Genomic DNA, 17,074 nt, shown 5'->3' on the forward strand with positions numbered 1-17,074 from the left:
TATCAGGCCACGCTGGGTCAGTTCTCAGTGGCAATCAACAGTTCTTCATTATTCGAGCCACTGGCGAGCGTTTCAGTCTCGGACGTGACAAAGTCCTTGCTGAAGCCTTCGCCGCTCTGTGGCTCGCTCTGGCGCTGTTGCAGGCGCTGCATGACGGAAGGGACAGGCGTAACGTCCTTGGCGTTATCCGGGCCTTGGAACGATTCCGCTTCGTCGCGGTCATAGACGCCGAGCAAAACCTCCGGACAGTGACGGCGAGCCCATGAACGAGCCGAGAAGTAACCGAGCTGCTGCTGCGGATCAGACTTCCAGAGCGGGCTGTTCTTTGTCGGGATCGTGCCGATCGTCGGTGACGTATATTCGCATTCCTCACCGTTGAGCGTACCGGTGACTGTGCACGTCATATCGTTGCCGGATCCGTTGAATGCGTACTTCAAGCGCCCCTTTATGCCAGAGCGAGTGTTTACTACCGCTGCGATTAGCTGTGCTTCGTAAGCAATCGTGCCGTTCACCGAGTAGGACTTGGACGCGACAGCAAATGGCGACATTTGCCATTCAAGGGCCTGCATCGCTACGGCCATGCATGCGCCGGCATTGCCGCGCAGGTGCTTCGGCAGGGCGATATCGGCCTTGCACATGACTTCGGCGAACCGGACAACTTCACCAAGGTTCTGGGGCGCAATGCTCGAACCGTTGGCGCCAGATGCGACGGTAACGCTGTTGATAGAGGTTTCACGCGGGGCGATCTGGTTCATTATGCGGCCCTTTCAGAGATTTTGATTTCGTCCTCGACGCGGGTTCGTGCCCACGCTGGCATTTCGATGAAGGACATGTGCTGTTCGTGACCGTCGTATCCGGGCCATTCGCCTGTCTTCAGGCACTTCTCCAGCACCTGCAGGCCAATGCGCGCTTGCTGTTCGCCAAGATCGATATCGGCGTCTTTCAACGTGACGACACGGACGTCGTAGGGAGCGGTCTTTTCGACAAAGACGAATGTGAATGACGTAAAAGCATCATCGCCGAGCACTTCACGGACAACCATGCGGGTGAAACCAGCCTGGATATGATAGCCGTGGGCATAGATCGCGGTTGAAAGGCTCTTATCATCGACAGAAGCTGCCGTTTTAAGGTCGACAAAGTCGCCACTGTCGTTCGGGATCACGTCGGGACGGTTCTTCAACCAGATGCCATTGCGCTTGGTGAAGATCGAACGTTCGATACGACCGTTCAGAATGCCCAGCCGGATTGCTTCCTTGTTCGAGAGAGCTTCGGCAATGTGTTTGATGTGCTCGACTTCAGTCTTGGTGATGACCGTACGACCGGCTTCCGCTTGTTCAACAAGCCAAGCTTGGCAAGTATGCGAATTACCGCTCCACGGCTTCCAAACGCCCTTGTTATCCTCGTACTTGTCTGGACGAAGGGCATAGCGTTCCGCAAAGCCATCTTCGCCAAGCAGAAGCATGTGGGCAGCCTTGCCGAAGTCGAGAGCCTTTGAACCTTCCGGCTCTTCTGCCTTCGGATTGTAAGGGCTGGAGTACCAGTACTCGAGAGGGCGCCGAAGGATTGTGCGAAGGCCAGATGATGATATAGAGAAGCCGTCAAACAGGCTTGTCTCACGGTGATACGTTTCGATAGGCACCATCGAGTACACGCCCGGTTTCATGATCTGCAAACCGTTCCACCGATGTTCCTTCGCCAGTCCGCTGACAATTGCATTCGTCACGCTTCCGACTTGCTGGAAGCTGTCGCGGTCGATGATCTTATTCATGATCACCTCCACGGGCAGCGAGCATGGCGTCAGCGGCCTTGTAAGCGGCCTCGGACATATCGCGCCAACCCATGATCATATCGCCGTCGTCTAGAGCGATGCTGGCCATGCCTTGAAGTGCCTTCGCTGCGAAGTAATCGCGGAGCGTCATGCCGGTTTGAGCGATGCTAAAGTTACCGTCTACTGTTTCGTGAAATGGGCGGGGGAATGCCGGTCCGCCTGTGTTGATCTCAGACATTCAAATCTCCCGGAAATGCTTCTGTCAGAACCTTTTCAAGCTCACGCGCTAACCATGCTGTCGTGATGAGTTTCGGCTTTGACTGGATTGGTTTGGATGGCTGGGCGCTTACTCGGAGGATGGCAGCCATCAGAGCACTGCTTTGATCGTCTCATCGATCTTTTCAAAGAGGGTGCTTGCGCGTTCCGGTTTATAATCGCCGCCTGCCTGATAAACGTTCAGGAACACGTCTTTCCCAAATGCCCTGCCGACACGTTCAGATTGAGCACGGACCGACTTCAACGCGCGTTCCAGTGTATCGATCCGGCTGAGAGCGGATTCCATCGCGGCTTTCGCGCCGGTCATAGCCTTTACGGCTTCCTTATCCTTGGCGATCTGGGCTTCGGTCTTTGTGATTTCGTCTGACATGATTGCCTCACACTTTCTCGGCCAGATACGCGGCCCACACTGCAAACGTTGCGATGAAGGTTGAAACGGCTACGAAGGATGCGATGTCATGGAGAAGGTCACGCATTGAAAAGCTCCACGATTAGACGCCAGATCAAAGGCGCTCCGAAGAACAGAATGATGGCGTAGAAGGAAACCATCGGGTGAACCCCGGCCTGTGCACACCATTTCCCGAACCAGAATGAGAGCGGCGAGAGCATGAAAGTTGTCAGGCACCAGAGGGTAAAAATCTTGTCTGTGCGGCTCACGGCCTCGTCCTCTTGATCTGGCACAGCGCGATAAAAGCGACGATCAGTGCCATGGTGATTAGGTGATCGAATGGGGAGAGCGTCATGATTTGGACCTCACCATCAGGTGGCAGACCCAGAGAACGACGATCCAGCCGGTCTCAATGAATTGTCTGCCTACTTCGTGCTCGTAAATTCCGTTGGCGATCAGGGCGATGAGGAGTGTCATTTCTGCCTCCGCTGGCACACAACTTCCGTGGTCATCAGGCGAAGCGCTTCGTATGGTCCGGTTTGGTAGGGGCGGTGGATCAAGTCGAAGGCGTGGTTTACGATGCCCTTGCCGACAAACTCACAATCATCACGGTCCCAGAATGGCCCGATCTGCTGCGTTACCCGGTTCTCGATCAGAACAAACCCAACATGTGGATCGTGCGGTCTGGTGGCTGGTACGACGGACAGAGCCGTGGAAATCATCAGTGCAGAGAACATTAAGCCGCCTCCGAAACTGTATCGATGGTCCACCGCATGTCTGAATAGCGCCGTGGTTCTCGATGCTTGCGTGGATTGAAACGAAGGGATGGGCGCGGTCTATCGCGCAGCCATTCCAGATAGGCCTTGAAGCCTCCATTGCGACGACGAAAGAAATGAATGACAGGCTCTAGGCTGGTCTCTTTGTCGCCTCGCTCAAGATTGTGAGCGACCCTATCAACAATACCGCATCTAGCGTGCGCCCGTCCTTTTGCACCCATTCCGGGCCAAGAACGGTTATTCCACGCATCTTCGTACCAATCTGGTTCTTCTTTGATCGCCAGTTCTGGATACCGGTTGTCCCCATGATACGGTAGCCAAGTGGGCATATAATCGAATTCAACCCATGTGGTGGACCTAGGCTCAAACCCGACTGGCGTAAGACATACTGGGCACAAAGTCCCGAAGCGCACAGCGAACTCATCAAGTGTATCGAGTGCGAAAAATCCCTTTTCCTTACAGCGATGCCCAGACTTTGTTGTTACGCTCACATCATCGCAGCATGGCCAAGAAAGATCGTCCAACGTATTCCAGACCGTATTCTCTGGCACGTGGGCGAATTGGCCCGCTTCGAGGATGGCGCGCCCCATTTCGGAGCGCGCATATAAGTATGTCTTAAGAAGACCCATGGTCAGGCTCCTAGCGTCAACGGCGAACCAAGCACAGACTGACCGGCGTGTTCCGTGTTGCCCGGTGCGGCCTGCCGAAGATGGCGCTGCACTTCCAATTCCATGCGAACAGTTTCAACAATGCCGGTTGCCAGCTTTGCCACAGCGTTAGCTCTGGTAGGATTGCTGTTTCCGTTGCGGATAGCGTCAATCTCGTCAAAGATTGCATCACGGAGACCTGCGCTAGTACGGCTGATCGGTGCGGCTGTTACTTCGATCGTCTTCTTTGTCATGGTGTTTTCCTTTTAAGGTCCCTTGGAAAATGGCCGCGTGGCGGGACAAATCACCGGCCAATTCTGATTGGTGCGACGAGCTGTCTAAGCTGCCTCTCCGCGGAACCCGTCCTGAGCCCATTCACGGGCCTCAGAGAGCAATCCCTCACGATCATCGAGGGTTTTCTCACGCATGATCTTGCGGTCAACGCGGGTCATCGGAGGCTGATTGCCCCAGCCGCGGACCTCATCAATCAGGCCCATACGGGTGTCAGTGACGATCTCATCAAATTCCCGGAGATACTCCGCGAACTGAAAGAAGCTCTCAGACTGAGCCTTATTGTCGAAACATGCGCCCGGCTGAATGCGGAGCTTCAAGGCTTCAAGCCGAGCCTGCATGTTGGTGATAAGAGCTTGGGTACCGGTCTGCGACATTTGCTGCCTCGTCAATCTCCGGGCGTTCGGTGACCCGGCGGTGAATTCGTTGAGCAGTTTTGGACATGCTCAGGTCCGTTCCAGTTCTTTCGGTCGAGTTGCGCGCACCGCGCTGCGGTTCACATGGCAACCTCCATCGCCTGTTTCGGCTTTGGTTCTCACGGACACTGACCAGATCAGCGGCTGGCTTCTTCGTGGTTGTGTTCGTTCGATGACTTATCAATAGCGGTAGATTTACCGCCAGTCAACAAGAAAACGGTAATGCTACCGCTTTTTTTGTTGCGCGACGCTATCGTGTTGGTTTAAGGGTGTTCTTACCGGAGCGGTATTTGTACCGGTTTTCATGGAATGCCTATCCTGAAAAGGACGGCCTCACGGCAGTTCGGAAGCTTCGACTTTAAGTCGCCTTCTGGTCTGTTTGTGCAGTAGGGGTGTGGTTTGCCGATCCATGGAATTGTCGAAGGCAAGGGACACAAGCGGCTCACCGGCAATCAGGTGAGAGGGAAGGCGCAACGACAAGGGCACCGTGAAAAGCCCCGCGCATGAGGCTCCTGAGCCAATAGAAACACGGCATGATCCGGACAGGCTATGCGCCGACATATGGCGTACCGGGGATGCAAGGAAACCTCACAGCTCGTCCGAGCTTCAAATGTTTCGTGCAGTAGTCCTTGGGCTGGGTTCGTCCCGGTCCCAAGGGATTACTGCGTCGTTTCCTACAGTCTGAACCGTCTTCAAATGAAGAATCGTCCTGAAAAATACAGATAGCGGATACGTTGAAAGGTAAGCGCTATGCATCCACGCGAAGAAAAAAATCTGACGATTGATCGATACCCGCGCTGCAAGGGCTATCTGGCGGCGATGTGGATAAAACCGCCGTACCACGGGATGAACGATTATTGGTGTGCGGTCGCTATCGCTGAAAGTTTCGACGATGAATATCTCGCGGATCTCGGAACGGTGAATTTCGACACTATGTCCGGATCGCAACTGCTGGATGTGTTTGAAAGAATATTGGCGGGCAGGGCGAAGTCGGCCAAATCTAAGCCAGTAGTTCATGCGAAGAAGGCATCAACTAGGCGTCGGAAAAAGCGGAAAGCGCTAATAGCGAAAGCCGCATAACTGCAACCATTGCACTTATTGGCAAAAAGAAACCCCGCAGTGCGGGGCCAAATAAACTTACAGCAGGTGAGGTGATAACCTCGCCGGCATACTATCAACGCTTTGTGTCAGTAATAAAAACCCCGCCGGAGCGGGGTACGTCTTATTGTTTTGGTGCTGGATTAAGTGGAGCCGGTTCGTTTTTCTTCTGAGCCTCAACGGCAGTTAGTATTACACCAATCTGCTGCTGCAGCGTCTGATAGTTTTTATCCAGTCTTTCGAAATTTGCATTCATGGTCGCGAAACGAGGCTCTGCTTGCAGCACAACATTCTTTGCCGATTGTTCCGCAATTGTTTGGGTGTCCAAACCGGCCGAAAACATCGAATTCCCATACTGGAGAGCCGTGTAGAACAGGCCTCCTATTGCTATAATTGTCGTAACTGCTGTTACCAGAACTGTCGTCTTGACCGACGAAATCGATTTTCGGGTCTCTCGATAGTTTTCGTCCAAATGCTCCAATTTACCGGAAATCACACGCAGCTCGCCCATCATCTCGGCAAACTTGGTGTCTGTCCGAGCTTCGGCAGCGGCAATTTTGGCGTCAACTTCACTCATTGGCAACTCGTCCTCTGCGGGAGGAACTTCCCCGCTGTTTATTCTCTCCCGTAGGTTTTTCAATAGCAACAAGTTTTTAGATGGCGGATAAGCCCTCTTTTCTCGCTTGTTAGATAGGTCATTAAATATGACAAATCCATGTTGAGCGGAGTGTTTCGGTTCTCGCTGTTTATTGCTATCTATCGAAACATCCTCTGCACCAGAAGAGGACCAGTTTGACGCATCTGTCCAAGGCGACGTTGAACTGCTTTGGCTTTGGCTCGTCATTTTGGCTGTGATCTTTCTTTTGTGAAAGGTGTCACAATCGTGCCGAACTCCTTCTCGTAGTTGGAGACAGCTTCATTTAGAAGTATCGTCAAGTCCTTCACAGACTGAGGGCTCATGGCAATAATGGCCTGAACATCAACGCCAGAGATCATCGTTTGTGGTTCTTCTGTGTTGCCAAATAAGCCTGGATGTTGACGCCCGCAAATGATGGTAAAATCATTGCCGGCCCAAATTGTTTGAAACATCGATGCATAGAAAAAGGGTGCTTCGATTTTTTGAACTTTTTGTTCTTCCGGATTCCCTGTCGTCATATCGCCCCCAAAAATGCTTCCATCATTTACATTCATAACGAGCCTCATATTGCGGCTCCAGCACAAGAGTTATGTCCCTAACCGAGCACGAACGTCCAGTTGACTTCAAATATTCCTCTGCCGCGTCACGATAGACGACTTCCGAATTTGACGGATTGTAAGCGCCGAACGTTGCACCTTTGATCGCGCCGCCGCCCATGGATGCGGCGATTGATGGCGTAATCATCAACCGGTTTTCAGTCGGCTTGTCGTAGATTCGGAAATCGGAGCCGGTCGACGTGGTAAAACTTTTGACCGGAACTCCTGAGTAGTGTGTCATCGCGTAGTTGGCGCCAGCGCATCCTGTAAGCGTCAGCGCTACTCCCGCCGCTATAATCCCCCGCATAATTCCCCCTTTCGTCCGTTAAACGATATTGAACCGCCCTTGAATCCCACCCTTGCGCTCGACGCGCCGGATTGACGATCTGGGCAGTACTGCAAAGATCTCCCCAACCCATTCCAAGTGGACGTCTTCGATAAGCGCGGAATTCCATGAAAACAGATTGACGCCGTTCGGCCCCCGCATGACGGTTTTGATGAACCTTCGTCCATCGGCGGTCCGAACTGCGGCTTCTTCGCCATAAAAGGATTCGATCGGGCGCTTCTGCTCGCGGTAAACGATTACGATATGCCCGTCCTTGTAGACGGGGAGCATTGAATCGCCTTTAACCTGGAACGCGATCATTTCGTCAGGGAGGGGGAAGGGAACCTTCACCTCATCGATGCCTTCTGGCGGGATCTGTTCGAACTCTGGCTCAATTTCTGCGCCAGCACCGATGTATCCCATGACGGAAACTATACCCTCATCGTGATGGGCATCCTCGTCGCCATCGCCTTCCAGTAGCCAAGCTACAGAAGTTTCGAGAACGGGGGCCAATGCGGAAATGGTTCGTGTAGAAACGCCAGCGCGTCCTTTTTGCTGAATAGCACGCTGCATATTGCGAATTGCGTCCTTGCTCAGGCCCGCTTTCACTGAGGCTGCTTGCGCCGATAAACCCACGGCTTTCAAGCGTTTTTCGACTCTATCGAGAACATCATCCAACATAGCGGTAAAATGAACGCTTCATGTATTTTCGAAAAGCGGTAAGAAAACCGTTGACAATGGCGGTAGAATTACCGCATAACAGATACATGATGATGAACACCGCACACATTCTCACCCTCGCTGACGCATACAAGGCGGCACTCGGTCTTGAAGATAAGACTGTGTCCAGCCGCGTGTTCGACGACAGCAAGAAGCTTACTGCGATCAGAACAGGTTCTGATCTTACCGTGTCGCGGTTCAATGCCGCGCTGCGATGGTTCGATGAAAATTGGCCTGACGGTGCTGAGTGGCCGAATAATGTCATTCGTCCTGTAACCCCTAACCGTTTCGACGGTCTGGCTGATGCGCATCGAGGTGCGGCATGAGCACGGCGGTAAGCTGCCCAAAATGCGGTGGCGGTCTCAAGACACAGCAAGTCAGCAACATCATCAAGAAGTACTGCGAACACTGCGGGCCTCATGTGTGGGGAACGAATGTGAAGACAGGCGCGTCTGTGCGCGTCCAGCGCTGAGCGCTTCGAATTAACTGATTACCTGCCGGGCCCCCAAGCCCCCTGCCTGTTACCCGGCAGGTAACGCCCGACGCGATGGGCACTCCTCCGAAGTCGCGTCGGGCAACTCATCCGCCACCACTGGCAAAACAGATTGTGGGCGGGTTTCCGGTGACTGCAGCGCAATCAAATGCGGAGGAACCGGGGTGGGCGACCTTCACACGAATGGGTCGCAACTGAACGCCCAGTTCGAAGGCGTGACAGTCGGGAGAGACCGGCACCGAATTTCAAACTGAAGGAACTCAACCGTGAACAGCAATTGGATCATCGCATGGCTTTACGTCGCGGGCTTCATTTCCTGCGCGGTTCTGGAGTTCGATCCACCCAGCCGATCACCAAAATGGATCAAGTGGGTTCTCGTTATAGGTTGGCCGCTTTGCGTGATGATTGCGGCTGCGGCTGGCCTTTGCCGGGGTATCTTTCGAGGTTTCCGGCCATGACCACAAGACAAGTTGAACGCCCGTATCAGTTTTCCAGGCTTTCCGGGTCGTTCGCTTCATCTTCATCGCAGTTTTCCTCTTTCAATCAGGAGGCGGCTTCAAGTCCGCGTCCCGTCCAACAATCTCAACGTACTGAAGGGATTGTCGGAAATGTCCGAAAAGTTGTCGGAGAAATCAGAAATGTCTGAGTTGGTTTTTGCGTCCAAAGTTCTGAAAAGCCACATCGCGCCGCCTTCAGTGGCGAGCGGCATTGGCGCGCGCATTCTCGCAGCTTCTCGGGCTCTCAAATGGTCTTTCAATCGAACCAAGGACGTTTGGTACGCGGATGAACGCGTGTCGATCAAGCCTCGGGAACTACGCAAACTAGAGGAGGTGTCCGGTGTCAAATACGGACAGCAAGAACTCAGTGAAGTCGACAAGCTCATCAGCCGAGCACAGGAAATCTTGGGTGACGAAGATAAGGATCTCGCTCGCTCGTTCCTTGCTGCGTTCCGCGCGTTCCTTGGCGCTGTGGATCGCCCCAGAGCTTAAGGAAGATCAGCGATGACGGGGCCGGTCGATCAACGGAAATCCCCGCCCGTCATCCTGAAATGGTTGCCACTAGTGAAGCGAATGCGACTGGCAACCACGATCAAACGGATCGGCAAGTCAATCGCAAATCGGGTTTGTCCAGAAATGGCTGATTACCCATCGATTGAACAAGAATTCAACATTCCACCATCGGGAGCCCGGAAATGACCAAAGCAGGACATAATTCGCAACTTTCCGAAACTGACAAGAAAGCGCTGTTCTTCCACCATCTGCGTATTCGCATGGGTCACGACGCCAAGGTGAAGGAAGCTAATGCCGATAAGAAGGCAGCAGGCAAGCTCGCGCAGGCGGATGATATCGTTCTCGGCGATCTGGACTATGCGATCAAGGCAATCAGTGCCGACGACAAGGCAACTGTCACCGATCGGTTTCTAGCCCATGGTGAAGTCCTGTCTTGGCTGAATGTCATTCCCGGCTTCCAGTCTGATCTGTTGCGTGACCGGGCACCGGCCATTGATCGTATCGAAGGCGAGGGCGAACTTGCCGGTCTGGCTGGAAAAGACCCTGAGAGTGGTTACGACAAGGGCTCTGATGAAGACGCTGCTTGGATGCGCGGATGGGACAAGGGCCAGAAGTTCATGCGCGACAATCTCCAGTCTGCAATGGAGAAGCGCAACGCCGAAGCCGATCGCGACCACGGCGATAATCCTGAGTTTCCAAGTCAGGAGGCGGCGTGATGGCCAATCAACTCCCGATCATCGCCCGGACAAACAAGTCCGGGCTCGACCTCCTGACCGTCCACAAGTCCCAGACTTTGGTTCTGCCAAACGGCGACAGTGCACCGGACTGCGATGTGGCTCTGACACTTCATAGCGAGGCACAGGAGATTGTTGACGGCCTTGTCGGTGCAGTAGAGCACTGCAAGCAGCTAATTATTCGATACGAGATCAACGCCGTCGACCATATGGAAATCGAAGACAAGGCGTTGAAGATTATACAGAGCGCCCTCGCCAAATCTCGCGGGGAGGCAGTCTGATGACAGTCTTCACCGAACAGCTCGAAGCCCGCATTGTCGAAATGGTCAAGAAGGGCGTTAACCAGATCATCATCCGTCACGAACTGCAGATCGGCAGCCGTCGACTTCAGGAAGTGATCAAGAAGCACGGTCTCAACTCCGGCCGCGGAAGTAAATCCTGGAGCGATGAAGAGCTCGCCATCATCGAGCAGATGCATTTCAAGGATGGGAAGTCTCCGACTGAAATTCATAGGTCTGGCGCACTTCCGGGCCGCTCACGAGCATCCATCTCCACGCGCTGTTACAGCATGACGAATAGTCGATGCAGCGGAGAGACGTCCAGCGTCATCCCGAAGGGCCAGATTGCCGCCCGTTTGGCCGAGATACCCGAAGACCGTCGCAGTAAGACCGGTCGAATTTTCGGTGATCCGATTTTTGAGAGGTCTTCTTTATTCGAAAAGCTGAAAGAGCAGCACACCATACCGATACGGAGGGTGGCATGAACGACTTTATCTGCTGGTTCATGATCTGTGCCGTGCTGGCCTTGGTCGGCTTCTTCATCGGTGTTTATCCGGTCATCATTTGGTGGGTGGGGTGAGACATGGACGCTTATCAGGAATTTCTTGCCCACAAACGCATTGTTGACCCAATGACGGGCATTGCCGGGTCCATCGATCTACCGGCAGTGCTCAAACCACACCAGAACGATATTGTTCGATGGGCCTTGCGCCGCGGTCGCGCGGCAATCTTCGCCGGCACTGGTCTTGGCAAGACGTTAATGGAACTGACGTGGTCCGGGAAAGTAAATGCCTTCACTGGTAAGCCCACGCTGATCTTTGCGCCGCTGGCAGTCGCCGAACAGCACATAATCGAAGCCGACAAGTTCGGGATCGCGGCTAATCTGGTGAGTTTCCACCCGGATGAGGGGTGGGGCGTCAACGTCTCCAACTATCAGAAGATGGATCATTTCGATCTGTCCAAGTTCGGCGGTGTCGTGCTGGACGAAAGCAGCATCCTGAAAAGCACAGACGGCAAATACCGCAATCGACTGATCGAAGAATGCTCGACCATCCCTTTTCGACTGGCTGCCACAGCCACGCCGGCGCCGAATGATTTCATGGAGCTGGGCAACCATGCCGAATTTCTCGGCGTCATGTCCTATACCGATATGCTGGCGACGTTCTTCATCCATGACGGCGGCGAGACACAGAAATGGCGGCTCAAGGGACATGCTGAAACCGAATTCTGGAAGTGGATGGCGTCATGGGCCGTTATGCTGCGCAAGCCTTCCGACCTTGGATATGCCAATGAGGGCTATGACCTTCCGAAACTGACCTATCATCAGCATATGGTCGGCGTGGAATACGCGCCAAGTATGGAAACCGGGCTGCTTTTCCCCATGGAAGCCCGCACGATGCAGGAGCGTATTTCTGCGCGGAAAGACAGCGTTGAAGAACGCGTTGCTCTGGCTGCCCGTCTGACGCCAAATGACAAGCCTTTTGTCTGGTGGTGCAATCTCAACAGCGAGGCCGACGCACTTACCAAGGCGATTGACGGCGCGGTCAATCTGTCCGGCTCGGACAAGGATGACGACAAGCGCCGTAAGCTGGTCGATTTCTCCAATGGCAAGATCCGCGTTCTGATCACCAAGCCGTCAATCGCCGGGTTCGGCATGAACTGGCAGCATTGTGCCGACACTGGTTTCGTCGGTCTGAATGATAGCTTCGAACAGGTATTTCAAGCTGTGCGCCGGTTCTGGCGCTTTGGCCAGACAAAACCCGTCAGCGTTCATTTTATCGCGGCAGAGACGGAAGGTGCAGTGGTTGCCAATCTGCGGCGCAAGGAAGCCGATGCCGAGCGTATGGCGGCGGCAATGGTCATGCACATGGCCGATCTGTCCAGCGAGGCTGTTCGGGGCGCTGTGCGAGAGCGCCCCGACTACGCCCCATCAATTCCGATGACAATTCCAGAATGGCTGACAGGAGTAGCGGCATGAATATCAAAGCCGTCGATCAGGTCGTCAATGACCGATATGCAATTTATCAGGGCGATGCTTGCGAGCTCATTCGTGGCGTTCCTTCCGGAACCGTCCATTTTGGCATCCATAGCCCGCCGTTTGAGGGACTTTACCGGTTCAGCAACTTTGACAGGGATATTTCCAACAATGACGGTGACGGCTTCTGGCAGCATTATGCTTTCCTGATCCAGGAACTGCTGCGCGTGACTATGCCGGGCCGCATTCACGCTGTTCATTGCATGCAGCTTCCGACCAGCAAGATACGACACGGCCATATTGGCATGCGTGACTTCCGAGGCGAAGTCGTTCGGGCTTATGAGGACGCTGGCTGGATATTCCATAGCGAGGTTTGCATCTGGAAAGATCCTGTGGTCGCTCAGCAGCGTACCAAGTCGATCCGCCTTCTTCACAAGCAGATCACCAAAGACAGCACGATCAGCGGGCAGGGACTTGCCGACTATATGCTGATGTTTCGCAAGCCCGGTGACAATCCCGAGCCGGTTGACGGAATGTTCGATCGCTATGTTGGATACGGAAACGCGCCGACAACAGTTGAATCACGTCTCGCATCCGGCGAGGAACGCGCCAAGGCCGAGAAATGGTTCTCTATTGAAGTCTGGCAGCGTTATGCATCGCCGGTGTGGATGGATATCAACCAGTCCCGCACTTTGCAGTACCGTGCTGCACGTGACGAAAAAGACGAACAGCATATATCGCCGCTTCAGTTGGACGTTATCGAACGCTGCATCGAACTGTGGAGCAATCCAGGCGACGTTGTGCTGACGCCATTTCTCGGCATTGGCAGCGAAGTTTACGCTGCAGTAGCTGCGGGACGGAGGGGTATGGGTTTCGAGTTGAAGCCTTCTTACTTCTCGCAAGCAGTCCGCAATCTCAAGGCTCTTGATGTGGAAAAGACTGCGTCTCTGTTCGTGACGGAGGCGGCAGAATGACACTTCACAAGCTCACAATCGACATTTCGACCAAGGCTGGCTGGTGTCTTCTCCTTGATGATAGTGCCAAACCGAAGGATGAACAGCGTCCAGTCGGTCAACGGCTGTTCTATGGCACCTGGGATTTGACCCGAGATCGTGACGGAAACAAATGCACCCGCCGCGGTCAGTACTATCTCAATCTCTGGGACAGCATCAGTCAAATGCGCCGTCATCACGGGATCGAAGAAGAAGACATTGAGATCGTAATCGAAGCGGAAGCCTACTCAGCGGCCCGTACAGAAGCATCAGCACAGTTGGCCGGTGGATGGCTCGCAACGCTTGAAATCATGTGTGAGCGGCGCGCTCTGCTCTATCCTCGGACGGTTACGACGTCATCATGGCGCAAGGCGTTCATCGGCGTGAGCATGGCGCCCAAGGAAATCAAGGATACCGAGGAACAGCCAAACGCCCGCCGCACATGGATCAAGGAAAAGGTACTCGAAGAATGCGCCCGTCGCGGTCTCAAGCCCCAGAACGATAACGAGGCTGACGCGATTGGAATCATGTTCTGGCTCGTGTCGGGTGGAAAGATTCATCAGGAAGCCAAGCGGGCAGCCAAGAAAGCCAAGTCTCTCGAAAAGCGCCGTCAGCAGAAGATGAACTTCAAGGTGGCGGCATGAACGCGCTTCGCAAATACGAATCCGAACCTGTTGTTCAGCCGATCTGCAATGTCGACGGTGAAGGCGCGATCATCGGTTCTATCCTGGTCAACAACGACGCTTTCCAGCTAGTGGCGGGCATCCTTCAGCCGATGCACTTCTTCGACAAGGTGATGGGCGAGATATACGAAGTCATCTCGACGGTCATCAAGCAGGGGAAGGTTGCCCAGCCGATCACTATCAAGCCTTATCTACCGTGGGACAGGAATATCGACAGCGAAACCACTGTCGGTCGCATGGTGTCGCGCTGTGTCGCTCAATTCTCCATGCCGCCGATGATGCTGCCACAGATCGCCGAGCAACTTGTCGACTTATACAAGCGTCGTCAGATGGTCGTGATCGCTGAGGATATGATCAAGGCAGCATATGAAATGTCGTTTGATGCCAGTCCGGCTGAAATCGGCGAGCAGGCAATCGCAGACCTTAGCCAGACGTTGTCGGACGGCGACGACATCTATGGCGCTGTGTCTCTCGGCACCGCACTGGATGAAGCTCTGGAGGACACAAACCGGGCTTACAGTGGCAAGAAGGGAACGGGCATCAATTACCGCTTTCGTCCTGTTGAAGAGCTCATCGGCCCGATGTGTGGCGGACAGCTTATCATTCTGGGTGGAGCAACCAAGCAGGGCAAGTCCGCACTGGCCGGTCAGTTGGCAATGGGCGCTGCGGCTGAAGGATTTCCAGTCTGGTTCTATTCCGGCGAGATGTCAGCGAAAGAGCTGGCGATGCGTGAAAGCAGCCGTGAAACGAAGGTCACTGTGAACCGACAGAAGCGTGGCAAGGTGAACGAGACCGATTTCGAGCGCCTGATGAACTTCCGCAACGCAAACCGAGAGAAGCAAATCTACATCCAGCAGAAGCGTCTCACACTCGATCAGATTGAAGAGCGCATCCGGTACTTCGTGTCCAAGAAAGGCAAAGGACTGGCCGTAATCGACCATATGGGCCTGATCGACAAGAGCAAGGATGAAAAGAAGCTGGCCGATTGGGAATTTGGACAGATAGTAACAGCCAGGCTGAAGCAGATCGCCAGAGAGACGGACATTCCGATTATCGGCTGCGCACAGTTGAAGAAGAACACCTTCACTGACTATAGACCGACGATCAATGAGAAGTTCTTCCACCAGCTTCTATCCAAAAAGCCACGTTATTCTGACCTGATAGGCGCAATCGAACGAGACGCCGACCATGTGTTGATCCCGTTCCGTCCGGTGGTCTTCCTCAAGGAATACGAGCCGTCCAAGTTCTCCGATCTGTACGAGGTCTGGAAAGACCTGGTCGACCAGAACGAAGACAAGGCGAAGGTGTTTCTTGCTCTGTCTCGTGAAAGCCAATGGCCGCGTGATGTCGAATGCGGCTGGCATGGATCAACAACAACCTTTGTCGATCTGGGCGGGATGAATGAGCGCGAACTGATCAAACAGGCAGTCATCGATAATCCAATGGGTCTGAACCTATGAACGAAGCAACCGCATTTGCAGAAGGTACGCCCAAAGGCTTTATCGGCAAGTTCCGTCTGGTCTGGCGCACTCAACATTTCACCGTGGCCAATGAAGACGGTCAGCCAAGGTATTTCCCAACCGCCGAAAAGGCAGAATGCGAGGCGTGGAGAGCGAAACACAAGATCGAACAAAGTGTGATGGTCCGGGACGGTGAAAAGCTGTCTGTGGCTCGCTCCGAGGCGGAGAAGGTATTCGGCACCATCTTCAGGAAAGGCCGCAAGATCGAAGTCGAGCGGAAGGAGAGGGCGGCATGACCCGGATGTGGTTCTGTTACGAGTTGGAAAACATGTCGTGGTCGCCCGTCGTTTACCGAACCAATGGCGGTGCGCCTGAGCTGAAAGCCGTCATGCAGCGCAGCAAGATCGTTGAAGTGCCGGCGGATTGTGTTGGGTCAGACGGTGAGCCAATGTTCGGAGCCTTGAAGCAGCGGCTTCCGCTTGAGGTGTTGGATGGCTAGGAACCATTGCGACATCTACAAGGTGGCCCGTCAGTGCGGTGTGATCCTGCGGGCCAGTTGCGATCACTCACCGACAAGCCGGAAGCCCCGAGAGTGCTTCTGCAAGCCAACACTGCGGGAAATAGGAAGAGAGCACGGCGAGGATCATCTTCGCCTTGTTCTGCAATTGATGGTCGGAACGGTGCCTAACTCGCGGGAACTGTTCGCAGATATGATCAAGGCCGTGTCGTCGGTGCTGGTCAGAAACCCGGAACTGGTCAGGCGGAGGACGCTATTGGATGACTTCGACGCTATTGACCTCGGCAGCCTGCGCCGAAAGGCAAAAGCCATGAACTGCGGGTTGCCTACTTCCCATGTTTTGCGTGTGCTTATCACCGTCCGGTTTTACGAACCGATCCAAGGAGACCTTCTAGATTGGCTGGAGGCAGCATGAATTACCAAGCATGGACATATGAAGCGGTAAGAGATCGGGTCGTAGAAGCCGCACAGACGCTGCTTTCTTCTCCCGCCGATCTTGGACCAAGAGCTAAGCAGGGCGCATTCAGCGACCTTGTGGCCGCCGTGATCCAGACCGAATATGACAGAGCGCCATCATACCGGCGGATATTGTCTGCGGGCGCATTAAGCCGGATGGAAGAAACGTGGAAGTGGATAAATGACTATCTGGATGAGGAAGATCGCAAGCTGGTTTACGATTATGGCTTCATAAAAAGCCGGAAAGGTCTCTATCTCGACCGTTATCTTGAGAAAAACGACATGGTGCGCCGAACTTTCGAACGTCGAATTAAGCGGTGTTGTCAATTAATTGCAGACAATCTTAACCGATTGTACTCAGTTCGGTTTACAGAGAGGCTAGACGACGTGTCGCAAATCGAGGTAGATATCGTGACAACAAAGGTATCGTCCGAGAAATGCGCCAATCACTGGAGAGCACCGGACGCCAAGCCCAAGAACATCCCTTCTCTTCATGAGAAAATGAAACCCGCTGCATAGCGGATCGGCACCAATATGC

29 protein-coding genes are annotated in these 17,074 nt (G+C 53.9%); 16 read left to right on the forward strand and 13 right to left on the reverse strand.

Features of this window, described 5'->3' with window-relative positions:
- Positions 1 to 17: 17 nt before the first annotated feature.
- The 6 genes from CES86_RS19595 to CES86_RS28135 all read right to left on the reverse strand — a co-directional run bounded on the left by CES86_RS19595 (position 18) and on the right by CES86_RS28135 (position 2,909).
- Positions 18 to 755, reverse strand: a complete 738-nt coding sequence (locus CES86_RS19595; protein WP_094515129.1) for a recombinase RecT — start codon at positions 753 to 755, stop codon at positions 18 to 20.
- Entirely contained in the window at positions 755 to 1,768 is a 1,014-nt protein-coding gene (locus tag CES86_RS19600; protein WP_094515130.1) for a PD-(D/E)XK nuclease-like domain-containing protein, read from the reverse strand. Before CES86_RS19600 ends, CES86_RS19595 begins: the two co-directional genes overlap by 1 nt.
- A complete protein-coding gene (locus tag CES86_RS19605) occupies positions 1,761 to 2,006 on the reverse strand; it encodes a hypothetical protein (protein WP_094515131.1) in 246 nt (81 codons plus the stop codon). Before CES86_RS19605 ends, CES86_RS19600 begins: the two co-directional genes overlap by 8 nt.
- 129 nt (positions 2,007 to 2,135) lie before the next feature.
- Positions 2,136 to 2,414 (reverse strand): hypothetical protein, encoded by a 279-nt coding sequence (locus tag CES86_RS19610; protein ID WP_094515132.1) that lies wholly within the window; start codon positions 2,412 to 2,414, stop codon positions 2,136 to 2,138.
- Positions 2,415 to 2,512: 98 nt separating this feature from the next.
- Positions 2,513 to 2,701 carry a hypothetical protein gene (locus tag CES86_RS27245; RefSeq protein ID WP_143851089.1) on the reverse strand — a complete coding sequence of 63 codons (189 nt, stop codon included), beginning with the start codon at positions 2,699 to 2,701 and terminating at the stop codon, positions 2,513 to 2,515.
- Between the two features lie 82 nt (positions 2,702 to 2,783).
- On the reverse strand, positions 2,784 to 2,909 hold the full coding sequence (locus CES86_RS28135) for a hypothetical protein (RefSeq protein WP_255412129.1): 126 nt from the start codon (positions 2,907 to 2,909) through the stop codon (positions 2,784 to 2,786).
- Between CES86_RS28135 and CES86_RS27595 the strand changes: the two genes are divergently transcribed.
- Positions 2,903 to 3,172, forward strand: a complete 270-nt coding sequence (locus tag CES86_RS27595; protein ID WP_167387131.1) for a hypothetical protein — start codon at positions 2,903 to 2,905, stop codon at positions 3,170 to 3,172. The genes CES86_RS28135 and CES86_RS27595 overlap by 7 nt on opposite strands.
- On the opposite strand, the gene CES86_RS19620 is transcribed toward CES86_RS27595, so the two are convergent.
- From CES86_RS19620 to CES86_RS19630, 3 genes are all read right to left on the reverse strand, one after another.
- On the reverse strand, positions 3,169 to 3,837 hold the full coding sequence (locus tag CES86_RS19620) for a hypothetical protein (protein ID WP_094515134.1): 669 nt from the start codon (positions 3,835 to 3,837) through the stop codon (positions 3,169 to 3,171). The two genes, CES86_RS27595 and CES86_RS19620, sit on opposite strands and share 4 nt — an antisense overlap.
- A gap of 2 nt (positions 3,838 to 3,839) precedes the next feature.
- Positions 3,840 to 4,109 (reverse strand): hypothetical protein, encoded by a 270-nt coding sequence (locus CES86_RS19625; RefSeq protein WP_094515135.1) that lies wholly within the window; start codon positions 4,107 to 4,109, stop codon positions 3,840 to 3,842.
- Positions 4,110 to 4,193: 84 nt separating this feature from the next.
- Positions 4,194 to 4,523, reverse strand: a complete 330-nt coding sequence (locus tag CES86_RS19630) for a hypothetical protein (protein ID WP_094515136.1) — start codon at positions 4,521 to 4,523, stop codon at positions 4,194 to 4,196.
- 789 nt (positions 4,524 to 5,312) lie between these two features.
- Here CES86_RS19630 and CES86_RS19635 point away from each other — a divergent pair.
- Entirely contained in the window at positions 5,313 to 5,642 is a 330-nt protein-coding gene (locus CES86_RS19635) for a hypothetical protein (RefSeq protein ID WP_094515137.1), read from the forward strand.
- A 142-nt stretch (positions 5,643 to 5,784) separates the two neighbouring features.
- Here CES86_RS19635 and CES86_RS19640 read toward each other — a convergent pair whose 3' ends face one another.
- The 4 genes from CES86_RS19640 to CES86_RS19655 form a co-directional block, all read right to left on the reverse strand.
- A complete protein-coding gene (locus tag CES86_RS19640; RefSeq protein WP_094515138.1) occupies positions 5,785 to 6,237 on the reverse strand; it encodes a hypothetical protein in 453 nt (150 codons plus the stop codon).
- A gap of 263 nt (positions 6,238 to 6,500) precedes the next feature.
- The gene (locus CES86_RS19645) at positions 6,501 to 6,851 is read right to left on the reverse strand and encodes a hypothetical protein (RefSeq protein ID WP_094515139.1); all 351 of its coding nucleotides are present in this window, start codon (positions 6,849 to 6,851) and stop codon (positions 6,501 to 6,503) included.
- A complete protein-coding gene (locus tag CES86_RS27250; RefSeq protein WP_143851090.1) occupies positions 6,838 to 7,200 on the reverse strand; it encodes a hypothetical protein in 363 nt (120 codons plus the stop codon). The genes CES86_RS19645 and CES86_RS27250 overlap by 14 nt, the downstream gene beginning before the upstream one ends.
- 18 nt (positions 7,201 to 7,218) lie before the next feature.
- Positions 7,219 to 7,854, reverse strand: a complete 636-nt coding sequence (locus CES86_RS19655; RefSeq protein WP_235819968.1) for an XRE family transcriptional regulator — start codon at positions 7,852 to 7,854, stop codon at positions 7,219 to 7,221.
- Positions 7,855 to 7,955: 101 nt separating this feature from the next.
- Between CES86_RS19655 and CES86_RS19660 the strand changes: the two genes are divergently transcribed.
- From CES86_RS19660 to CES86_RS19720, 14 genes are all read left to right on the forward strand, one after another.
- A complete protein-coding gene (locus CES86_RS19660; protein ID WP_208617828.1) occupies positions 7,956 to 8,264 on the forward strand; it encodes a hypothetical protein in 309 nt (102 codons plus the stop codon).
- A gap of 456 nt (positions 8,265 to 8,720) precedes the next feature.
- A complete protein-coding gene (locus CES86_RS27260) occupies positions 8,721 to 9,077 on the forward strand; it encodes a hypothetical protein (protein WP_143851092.1) in 357 nt (118 codons plus the stop codon).
- A complete protein-coding gene (locus tag CES86_RS19665; RefSeq protein ID WP_100229519.1) occupies positions 9,040 to 9,420 on the forward strand; it encodes a hypothetical protein in 381 nt (126 codons plus the stop codon). The genes CES86_RS27260 and CES86_RS19665 overlap by 38 nt, the downstream gene beginning before the upstream one ends.
- A gap of 203 nt (positions 9,421 to 9,623) precedes the next feature.
- A complete protein-coding gene (locus tag CES86_RS19670) occupies positions 9,624 to 10,157 on the forward strand; it encodes a hypothetical protein (RefSeq protein WP_094515142.1) in 534 nt (177 codons plus the stop codon).
- Positions 10,157 to 10,456, forward strand: a complete 300-nt coding sequence (locus CES86_RS19675; protein ID WP_094515143.1) for a hypothetical protein — start codon at positions 10,157 to 10,159, stop codon at positions 10,454 to 10,456. The genes CES86_RS19670 and CES86_RS19675 overlap by 1 nt, the downstream gene beginning before the upstream one ends.
- The gene (locus CES86_RS19680; RefSeq protein WP_094515144.1) at positions 10,456 to 10,938 is read left to right on the forward strand and encodes a hypothetical protein; all 483 of its coding nucleotides are present in this window, start codon (positions 10,456 to 10,458) and stop codon (positions 10,936 to 10,938) included. Before CES86_RS19675 ends, CES86_RS19680 begins: the two co-directional genes overlap by 1 nt.
- Before the next feature lie 98 nt (positions 10,939 to 11,036).
- Complete coding sequence (locus tag CES86_RS19685) at positions 11,037 to 12,431, forward strand: DEAD/DEAH box helicase (protein ID WP_094515145.1); 1,395 nt, start codon at positions 11,037 to 11,039, stop codon at positions 12,429 to 12,431.
- The gene (locus tag CES86_RS19690; RefSeq protein ID WP_094515146.1) at positions 12,428 to 13,402 is read left to right on the forward strand and encodes a DNA-methyltransferase; all 975 of its coding nucleotides are present in this window, start codon (positions 12,428 to 12,430) and stop codon (positions 13,400 to 13,402) included. Before CES86_RS19685 ends, CES86_RS19690 begins: the two co-directional genes overlap by 4 nt.
- Complete coding sequence (locus CES86_RS19695) at positions 13,399 to 14,064, forward strand: hypothetical protein (RefSeq protein WP_094515147.1); 666 nt, start codon at positions 13,399 to 13,401, stop codon at positions 14,062 to 14,064. The genes CES86_RS19690 and CES86_RS19695 overlap by 4 nt, the downstream gene beginning before the upstream one ends.
- Positions 14,061 to 15,563 (forward strand): replicative DNA helicase, encoded by a 1,503-nt coding sequence (locus CES86_RS19700; RefSeq protein ID WP_094515148.1) that lies wholly within the window; start codon positions 14,061 to 14,063, stop codon positions 15,561 to 15,563. The genes CES86_RS19695 and CES86_RS19700 overlap by 4 nt, the downstream gene beginning before the upstream one ends.
- Complete coding sequence (locus tag CES86_RS19705; RefSeq protein ID WP_094515149.1) at positions 15,560 to 15,859, forward strand: hypothetical protein; 300 nt, start codon at positions 15,560 to 15,562, stop codon at positions 15,857 to 15,859. The genes CES86_RS19700 and CES86_RS19705 overlap by 4 nt, the downstream gene beginning before the upstream one ends.
- Entirely contained in the window at positions 15,856 to 16,062 is a 207-nt protein-coding gene (locus CES86_RS19710; RefSeq protein WP_094515150.1) for a hypothetical protein, read from the forward strand. The genes CES86_RS19705 and CES86_RS19710 overlap by 4 nt, the downstream gene beginning before the upstream one ends.
- Positions 16,055 to 16,495, forward strand: a complete 441-nt coding sequence (locus tag CES86_RS19715) for a hypothetical protein (protein ID WP_094515151.1) — start codon at positions 16,055 to 16,057, stop codon at positions 16,493 to 16,495. The genes CES86_RS19710 and CES86_RS19715 overlap by 8 nt, the downstream gene beginning before the upstream one ends.
- Entirely contained in the window at positions 16,492 to 17,055 is a 564-nt protein-coding gene (locus CES86_RS19720) for a hypothetical protein (RefSeq protein WP_094515152.1), read from the forward strand. The genes CES86_RS19715 and CES86_RS19720 overlap by 4 nt, the downstream gene beginning before the upstream one ends.
- Positions 17,056 to 17,074 lie beyond the last annotated feature (19 nt).

The sequence above is a fragment of the Brucella lupini genome (genome assembly GCF_002252535.1).
Taxonomy (GTDB): Bacteria; Pseudomonadota; Alphaproteobacteria; order Rhizobiales; family Rhizobiaceae; genus Brucella; species Brucella anthropi.